Genomic DNA, 9035 nt, shown 5'->3' with positions numbered 1-9035 from the left:
TGAACGCGCGGCGCCGGAAGAGCGACGCCACCCGGTTCAGCACGCCCGGCTTGTCCTCGACGTAAACCGCGAATGTATGGATCACACGTGCTCCCCTTCCCCGCGTGGCATGCCGTCGGTCATCAGTCGGCCGCGGTCTCGACGATCGGCGACGGCCGCCTGATCATCTTGTGGAGATCCGCGCCCGCCGGCACCATCGGGTACACCGAGTCTTCCTGCTCCACCTGGAAATCGATCAGGGCGGCGCGCGGCGAGCGCCGCGCCGCGGCCACCGCGTCGGCCACCTCGGCGCGCGTCCGCACGGTCGCCGCATCGACGCCGAACGCCTCCGCCAGCTTGCGGAAGTCGGGTCCGGTGATCGGCGTCGCCGCATAGCGCCGGTCGTAGAAGAATTCCTGCCACTGCCGGACCATGCCGAGATAGCCGTTGTTGATGATCGCGATATTGATCTTCAGGTTTTCCTGCACCATGGTCGCCAGTTCCGGCATCGTCATCTGGAAGCCGCCGTCGCCGGCGACGACCCAGATCTCCGCGTCGGGACGCGCGATCTTCGCGCCGACCGCGGCCGGCAGGGCAAAGCCCATGGTGCCGAGGCCGCCGGAGGTGATGAGCCGCCGCGGGTGATCGTGCTTGTAGTACTGCGCCTCCCACATCTGGTGCTGCCCGACGTCGCTGACGATCAGCGCGTTGCCGCCGGTCAGCCGCCACAAATCGTTGATCACGTGTGCGGCATAGAGGTGGCCGTCGTCGGGCAGATTCTGGATGTCGCGGACCGCGGAGTCGCCCTTGAGCTCGTGGATGCGCGCCAGCCAGGCGCTGCGGTCGCCAGGAGTTACCTGCGGCAGCCATTCGTCGAGGGCGGCGCAGAGATCCTTGGCGATGGCGACGTCGACGCGGACGTTCTTGTTCAGCTCCGCGCGATCGATGTCGACGTGAATCTTCCGCGCGGACCGCGCGTAGGTCTTCAGGTTGCCGGTGACCCGATCGTCGAACCGCATCCCGAGCGCGATGAGCAGGTCGGCTTCCTGGATGGCCTCGTTCACCCACGCCTCGCCGTGCATGCCCATCATGCCGAGGTTCAGCGGATGGGAGGCGGGAAAGGCGCCAAGTCCGAGGAGCGTAAGGGCAACCGGGATTTCGGCGCGGTCGGCGAGGGTGAGCAGCTCGTCCATGGCATGGGAGACCAGAATGCCGTGACCCGCGAGAATCACCGGGCGCTTGGATTTGTGAATCAGCTCCATGGCATGCGCATACTCGTCGTCGCTGGGCGAGAGATCGGGACGATAACCGGGCAACTGGGGCGCCGCGCCCTCCCAATCGAATTCGCAAGAGGACTGCTGCGCATCTTTGGTGATGTCAATTAAAACCGGGCCAGGCCGGCCGGAGCGCGCGATGTAAAAAGCCTCGCGCACGGTGCGAGCGACTTCTTCGGGATGAGTAACCAGGTAATTATGCTTGGTGATGGGGAGGGTGATACCGGTGATGTCGGTCTCCTGAAAAGCGTCTGAGCCGATCAGCTTACTGCCGACTTGTCCGGTGATGCAGACGATGGGGGAAGAATCCATCATGGCAGTGGCGATGCCGGTCACCATGTTGGTGGCGCCGGGACCGGAGGTAGCGATGGCCACGCCCACTCCGCCCGAGGCGCGCGCGTAGCCGTCGGCCATGTGAGTGGCGCCTTGCTCATGGCGAACCAGGATGTGGTGAATGGAGCTATGGCGCAGCGCGTCGTAGGCGGGGAGGATGGCGCCGCCAGGATAGCCGAAAACTTCTTTGACGCCTTCGCGTTCCAGAGACTTCCAGAGGATTTCAGCGCCGGTTTTCTTGGCCGCGTTTCCGTTGGATTTCATATGATTTGCCGCAGCGGTTAAAGCCGCTTGTGTTGTCGTTGCCTTTTTTGCAGCGCTAAAGCGCTGCTCCACTCAAAAGCTCAGCAAAAAACAAATAAGTCATGCGGTCACCGCGCCAAAAGATGCCGATGAGACCCGGCTGGCATATTTGGCGAAGACGCCGGTCTGGTAGCGTGGCGCTGGTGCTTTCCAACGACTAAGACGCGCTTTCATTTCGCCATCGGAAATATCGGCCTGGATCTGGCGGCGAGGGACGTTGATTTCAATGATGTCGCCCTCGCCGACTACGGCGATGGGGCCGCCCACAGCGGCTTCGGGCGCGACGTGTCCGATCATAAAGCCGCGAGTGGCGCCCGAGAAACGGCCGTCAGTGATCAGGGCGACGGACTCGCCCAGGCCCGCGCCCGCCAATGCGCCGGTGACACTGAGCATTTCTCGCATCCCCGGACCACCGCGGGGACCTTCGTAGCGAATGACCAGCACGTCGCCTGGCTTAATCTGGTTGTTATCCACCGCGGCAAAAGCTTCCTCTTCGGAATTGAAGACGCGCGCCGGACCGCGATGCTGGTCGCGATGATGATGCGCGATTTTCATTACGGAGCCTTCAGGCGCAAGATTTCCACGCAAGATGGCGAGACCGCCGCTGGCGCTGATCGGATTGGAGAGCGGACGGACAACTTGTTGCCCGGGTGCATCAACCGCTGCTTTAGCTTCTTCTCCTATGGATTTGCCGGAACTAGTGATAGCGTCGCTATGTAACAACCCGGCTTGATGCAAGCGCTGGGCCAACAAGCGAGTTCCCCCGGCTTCGTAAAGGTCAGTCGCCATAAAGCGGCCGGCAGGTTTGAGGTCGGCAAGGAGCGGGACGCGGGAACTGATACGGTCGAAATCTTCCAGAGAGAGCTTTAGGCCGAGCTCGGCGGCAATCGCAAGGAGGTGGAGAACCGCATTGGTAGATCCGCCGGAAGCGCAAACGCTGGCAATGGCGTTCTCGAGCGCCTCGCGGGTGATGATGGCTCGAGGGCGCAGATCACGGCGGTAGAGCTCCATGACCAAAGCTCCGGCGCGGTGAGCGACTTCGCTTTTAGACCTTGCCGTGGCGGGAACGCTGGCCGTGCCCATGGGCGAAATACCCAGAAACTCTGTCGCCATGGCCATAGTGTTGGCGGTGAATTGGCCTCCGCATGCACCCGCTCCGGGACACGCGCTCTCTTCCAGAGTACAGAGTTCGGCATCGCTCAGCTTGCCGCGAGCGTGCGCGCCCACGGCTTCGAAGACATCCTGAATGCTGACCGCCTTGCCCTGAAATGTTCCGGGAGCGATGGAGCCGCCGTAGATCATTAGTGAAGGAATGTCGAGGCGGCACAGCGCCATCACGGTGCCGGGGATCGTCTTATCGCAGCCGGAGAGCGCGACCAAGCCGTCGAACAGGTTCCCGCGGGCGACCAGTTCTATGGAGTCGGCGATGATCTCGCGGCTGACCAGGGAGGCATGCATGCCGTCGCTGCCCATGGTAATGCCGTCTGAGATAGAGACGGTGTTGAACTCGAGCGGCGTGCCTCCGGCTTCGCGCACGCCCTTCTTCACTTCCTCTGCAAGCTCCCGCAGGTGGTAGTTGCAGGGCCCAATTTCGGTCCAGGTGTTGGCAATGCCGATCAGGGGTTTCTGCAGGTCTTCACGCGTGAATCCCACGGCATGAAGCATGGCGCGCGCTGGGGCACGACTGGGCCCGGCCACCAAGGCAGCGCTGCGGCGGCTCCCATTTTGCGGCGTTTGAGGACGTTTTTTCTCTGTAACCTGGTCTGGCATGGGCTAGGTTGACCGCGCCCGAGGACACGGCCCGTACCACTGGCTGAAAGCGATTCGATGATGATGGCCGATTCAGGGGTAATTAGTCAAGCTTATGTTTATGAGCTGTTGGATAAGCAGAACTTATACTATTAGCTGTGGTTGCGGTGTTTGAGTTACTCGCGCCCAGACTCAAATAGGGCTTCGACACTGTAGCCGGCTTCGGCCGCAGCGCGGTTGCGAGCATTCAGCTCGCGCTCCACCACATGCAGTTTCTGGGGATCGGGGTGGGGTTCGGAGGCAAGGGTAAGAAGGGCGCGCAAAGCCATCCACCAAAGCAGGCGTTCGAACTCTTCTTTAACGAAATAGCGGACACCCTCGTGCTCGTTGAGGCCAACCAGCCAGGCTACGTCTGGGTCGTGCAGCCAACTAAAGGGCGCGGTGGCGCGCTGGGATATGAGATCGGCGCCCGGGGCCCATCCGGGGTGGGCCAAGGCAGCACGAACTCTTGCGGCCGCACGCCAGCGCTCTTCGCCTTCCAATCCCAGCGCTGCGAAGGCATCGGCCATCGGTTCACGCAAGCGGAGGCGATCGAACAGGTCCGCGGCCGCACGCTCCGGCTGCGCGGGATCCTTGAAATTCCCCAGAGCCTCCAGGGCAGACCAAGCAAGAATTGTGCCCCAGATGGCGGGTTGACGGGACTTCCTGGCCGCCGCGCCGTCAGTGCTGCCTTGCTTGGAATCTTCGGAAATGCTGGGAAGTACGGCGCGGGCCTCGTTGGGCCAGGGCGCGGAAAATTGATGTTCGAGGTCGGGCAAGCGCAAGGCGGCCTTCAAGCGCCGCTCGAATAGGTCCGCGGCTTGATCCGGATCGCCAGACCATTTTTCCGCGGAATCGAGACCGGCGGCTGCCGCTCCGGCAGTGGAAGCATAGCGACGCGCCTCGACCAGGAACGAGTGCACCCGGCGGCGAGCATGCTCGAGCAGCTTGCTGCGTTCTTTTTCTTTTCCGTCGGCTTTTCCCTCCGCAGCGGCATGAGCAGACGCATCGGCCAACCCGTTTGCGAGAACCGGATCGAGCACGGCACGCAATGCTTCATGGACGGGTTTAAGCTCGAGTGAACGTAGGGCGTCATCAAGGCTGGGAGTGCCGCGTCCGACGAGCGTGTTACACAGCTCGCTCCAGGGACGCTCGCCGTCATCGCGAAACTCGCGCCAGTCAAGGAAGACGTGGCACTTGTAAGCATCGAGTTGGAGATGCAGGCCTTTTTCGGCCACGTCGCGAGCGCGATGGAGGTATTCCAGACCGGTTACGGCATCGCGGCAGGCGACGAATACGGAAGAATCCGCGGGCATTCCGAAGGCTTCACTGAGGGCGCGCTGCCGCACCCGTTTGCCGCCGCCGGGCAGTTTCTCGGCATAGCCACAGGAGATCCTGATCCAGCCTTGAGTGCTGGCGTACCGGTTGTGATAGACAACCAGAGCGCGATCATTGCCGCGGCGATTGGAATAGGCGAACACGTCCTCATTCACCCAGCCCTGATCGGTATAAAAGTCATACAGAAGGAATTCGCCCACTTCAGCAAAAACCGAGCGGCGATGCAGGAGGGGGGAAATTTCGCGCTCGTGGCGCTCCACCAGCCAGGAGTCCGGCTTCTCGTCGTAATAGGCGCGGCGGTATTCCATGCCGTAACGTTCGGTGAATCCTTCAATCTGTCCGTGGCCGAACATGGGCAGGCCGGGCAGGGTCACCATTAACGTGCACACGCCAAAATACTTGTCGCCTTTTCCGAACTGATCCACGGCGGTGCGCTCGTCGGGATTGTTCATGAAGTTCACGTAGCGCTTGAGGACGTCGGGATCGAACTCGAGGGTGTTCTTGATTACGCTGCGGTAGTTCGCGTTCTCTTCGTCGCGAAGCATGTTCATAAACGCGCTGTTGTAAACGCGGTGCATGCCCAAGGTGCGGACGAAATAACCTTCCATAAGCCAAAAGGCTTCGGCGAGCAGCAGCGTGCCGGGAGCTTCGGCGGCGACACGATCTACAACTTCGCGCCAGAACTCTTTCGGCATGGCGGCATCGAACTGTGCCTTGGTCATACCGTGCTCAGCACGAGATGGAATGGCGCCTCCCGTGCCGGGAGCAGGAAACCAGAGCCGCTGGTAGTGGCGCTTGGTAAGGGTCATGGCAGCGTCGAAGCGGATGATCGGAAATTGCCGTGCGACGTGAAGAATGGTCTGAATCACGGCTTCGCGGACTTCGGGGTTCAAATAATTCAATTGTGCGGTGTCGTTCCAGGGAAAGCTGGTGCCGTCGTTGCCGTGATAGACGTAGCGCGTGTCGCCGGTCCACCGGTCTTTGCGGCGGAAAACTACGGCAGCGTCGGTGCGGTCGTAATAGTGGTCTTCAATCTTGATTTCCACGCGGCCGTCGCTCGAAAGATCGGGGCCCTCGAAACGGTAACCAGGAAACGGGCTATAGGGCAGCGACAAGAACCAATCCGGGTGCTGGATCACCCAGCGCGAATCAATGCCCATGTGGTTGGGAACCATGTCGCTGGCGAGACGGATGCCGCGCGCCCAGGCGCGATCGCGCAGGTTGAAATACGCCGACTCGCCGCCCAGGTCGTCGGCGATGGTGTAATCGGCCAGCGAGTAGGCAGAGGCAACGGCCTCGGGATTGCCGCAAAGCTGCTTAATGCGTTGCGAGGCGCGGCTGCGCTCCCAAACTCCGATGAGCCAAAGCGCGTTGAAACCACGGCGCGCGAAAACATCCAGTTCCTCATCAGGAACGTGATCGAGGCGGTGGATGTTGCGCTGGTACGTCTTTGATAACTGGTCGAGCCAGACGTACACGCTCTTGGCAATGAGGACGGTGCTCGGCATCCACTCCTGGTCGGGACTGAAACTCTCGTATTCTTGCTCCTGGCCGGCAAACTGCGGGACGGCGCCAATCCCAGAATCACCCTGGCCCAGGGCGCCGCCGAAGTGCGGGCCGGGAGGATGAAAGCGCATCCATACCGCCATCTCCTCTTCTTTCAGCACGTCCAGCGCAGTGAGCAGTTTGTCGAAAAGGCCCCCCAGCATGGGGCCCCATTTCTCGCGAATGTAGGCAAGCTGATCGGCGAGAGAGTCCGGCGACGCCAGCGCAGGCGCGCGCAGCGCGTCGACCAGATTCTGATTGTCGGGCCCGAAGCGCGGGCGAGTGTTGAAGTAATCCCGCAGAGCCGAGGTGATCTTGGGATACGAGGTTGCGTCGGCGAGAGGACCGTCGTCAAACAGCTCTTTGAATGATTTGAATGCTGGATTGGCGTTCGCCAGCCACAGCATCATAAGTTCTTCGAGGGCGACGGCCCGGTGGGGTACGCCGCCGGTGCTCGCGCTTAGCCATTTCGCTGCGCTGATCTCGCCGCGATAGACGACGATTGCGGGGAAGCGCTCCCCAAAAGCGAGTAGCGTCTGCTCGAGCGCTTCCTGTCCCAGCCGGGACTGGAACCAGGACAGCGCGTCAACCAGGGCGCGCGGATCGTTAAACCGACGATACACATCAACCAAGGCATGCAAGGCTTCATCAATCAGGCCCATGGCGTTGAGCGCGCCGGGATGAAGAGTGCGCTCGGGGTGGTGTTCGGCGTCGCGGGCCTGGTTGATCCGCTGAGCGAATTCACGGCTGGCAGCTAGATTGGCGAAGACCACGTTGCCGGTGGAGGAGAAAAAAGCCTGATCAAACTGATAGAGGTCGCGGACGGCACGGGAAACGTGGAATTCGTAGGTGGGGACCTCGCTCATTTGTCGGCAGCTATGGTACTGGAAAGCTGGCGTTCCGGTGCGGATTTCAGTGCGGTTAGATGCTGCGGAGTGAGCTGCAATGAGCGCACCGGGTGGCGGCGGGGCGAGCCTTGCTCGCCAGCACAGGCGAGGGCGCCTGTGCCCACGTAAGTTCCAACACCTGTGCGGCGGGGCGAGCCTTGCTCGCCAGCACAGGCGAGGGCGCCTGTGCCCACGTAAGTTCCAACGCCTACGCTCGGATTCCCGCGTTTTGGCAGCAGCTTGAGCGGAATTAGGTGCTCAGAAAATCGGCGCACAGGGGTATAATTTCGGCGACCCTCTACTCTGGAGTTTACTGTAATGCTCTCCCTAAGCAGGTTTCCGTTTCTAATCTCGCTTTTTGTTGTTTTTATGGCCGGCATGGGCCTGCAAGGCCAGGACTCTGCCGGGCAGAATGCACCCAAATCCAAGCCCCACGTGGTTGTGGTGGGGGTGAACGGGATGGAGTGGGACATTATTCGCCCGCTGCTGATGCGTGGCGAACTGCCCAACCTGGCAAGCGTGATCAAGCGTGGTGTTTACGGGAAGCTGCGCACCGTGCCGGCACCAAATTGTCCAAAGGTTTACAGCACTATCGCTACCAGCACCCCGCCTGAGCAAAACGGAGTAACCGGCTTTATTGTGGGCGGGATCACCGCGAACACGAACATGCTCAAGGAAGAGCCACTCTGGTCGGTGCTTTCCAAGCACGGAGTGACGGTAGGAATGGCCAACGTGCCGGCGACCTTTCCTGTGATGCCGGTTAACGGATACATGGTAAGCGGCATGTTGACCCGCGGGAAGGGTTGCGAGGACGGGGTGCTCTGTTCGCCCAAGCTTTCTGAAGTGCAAGGCGGCGATGCGGTCTATCCCAAGAGCATGGTGTCGGAGATTGAAAAGAATGTCGGCGATATCTCGATTGATTGTGCACGCATGCCGTCGGCCGATGACCTGAAAGGCCATGAGACACAGCTAATTAATGAGTGGCTGGACAATGTGCAACGCATTCGCGCACAGCAGACAAAGTTGTTTGACTATCTGCTTACCAATCATCCGACGGACTACACGATGATGGTGCAATCGTGCGAGGACCGCGTGGGACACTGGCTCTATCCAATCCAGCCGCACAACGTCGGCTACAACCCCAAAATCAGCAGCGTGAAGTTGGACGCTTTTCCCAATCAGTACCGCGAGTTCGACAAGGTGCTGGGGACGATCCTGAAGCACGTGGACGATAACACCTACTTATTTATTCTTTCTGACCATGGCATTAAGCCGTTGCGCGAGTTTGAGGAAGATCCGCACATGCACATGGACCATGGCGGGACAACTCCTGTTATAGCTAAGCACGATTTTGCGGATGGTGACGACGTGCCGGGATCGTTCATTGCCATGGGGCCGGACATTAAACACGATGTGCGGCTGATGGGATTTCAAGCGACGGTGTTCGACGTCGCACCGACGATTCTGCGGTTATACGGGATCTCCGCGCCTGGGCAGATGAAGGGACGGGTGTTGACGGAGATTTTTGAGAATCGCAAGACCGAGCAGGCGGCCGGCAACGGGCAGAACTAGGCTCTTATTGAGTGAT

General features: G+C 60.7%; 5 protein-coding genes. 1 reads left to right on the top strand and 4 read right to left on the bottom strand.

What is annotated here, in order from left to right:
* Positions 1-122: 122 nt before the first annotated feature.
* From ilvB to VFA76_05245, 4 genes are all read right to left on the bottom strand, one after another.
* Positions 123-1850: a biosynthetic-type acetolactate synthase large subunit gene (ilvB, locus tag VFA76_05260; protein HZR31245.1), complete on the bottom strand. Its 1728-nt coding sequence runs from the start codon at positions 1848-1850 to the stop codon at positions 123-125.
* 99 nt (positions 1851-1949) lie between these two features.
* Complete coding sequence (ilvD, locus tag VFA76_05255; GenBank protein ID HZR31244.1) at positions 1950-3659, bottom strand: dihydroxy-acid dehydratase; 1710 nt, start codon at positions 3657-3659, stop codon at positions 1950-1952.
* Positions 3660-3814: 155 nt separating this feature from the next.
* Positions 3815-7426: an alpha-amylase family glycosyl hydrolase gene (locus tag VFA76_05250; protein ID HZR31243.1), complete on the bottom strand. Its 3612-nt coding sequence runs from the start codon at positions 7424-7426 to the stop codon at positions 3815-3817.
* A complete protein-coding gene (locus tag VFA76_05245) occupies positions 7423-7722 on the bottom strand; it encodes a hypothetical protein (GenBank protein ID HZR31242.1) in 300 nt (99 codons plus the stop codon). Before VFA76_05245 ends, VFA76_05250 begins: the two co-directional genes overlap by 4 nt.
* Before the next feature lie 43 nt (positions 7723-7765).
* On the opposite strand from VFA76_05245, the gene VFA76_05240 reads away from it, so the two are divergent.
* Positions 7766-9019: an alkaline phosphatase family protein gene (locus tag VFA76_05240; protein ID HZR31241.1), complete on the top strand. Its 1254-nt coding sequence runs from the start codon at positions 7766-7768 to the stop codon at positions 9017-9019.
* Positions 9020-9035 lie beyond the last annotated feature (16 nt).

This window comes from Terriglobales bacterium, assembly GCA_035651655.1.
GTDB lineage: Bacteria > Acidobacteriota > Terriglobia > Terriglobales > Acidobacteriaceae > DASRFG01.
Note: the sequence above shows the minus strand (reverse complement) of the source record. Positions and strands in the feature narration are given on the sequence as shown.

Bases quoted from the DNA above. Each gene is read 5' to 3' on its own strand.
- VFA76_05250 (HZR31243.1), bottom strand. From the start codon at position 7,426: ATGAGCGAGGTCCCCACCTACGAATTCCACGTTTCCCGTGCCGTCCGC.
- VFA76_05240 (HZR31241.1), top strand. From the start codon at position 7,766: ATGCTCTCCCTAAGCAGGTTTCCGTTTCTAATCTCGCTTTTTGTTGTT.
- ilvD (HZR31244.1), bottom strand. From the start codon at position 3,659: ATGCCAGACCAGGTTACAGAGAAAAAACGTCCTCAAACGCCGCAAAAT.
- ilvB (HZR31245.1), bottom strand. From the start codon at position 1,850: ATGAAATCCAACGGAAACGCGGCCAAGAAAACCGGCGCTGAAATCCTC.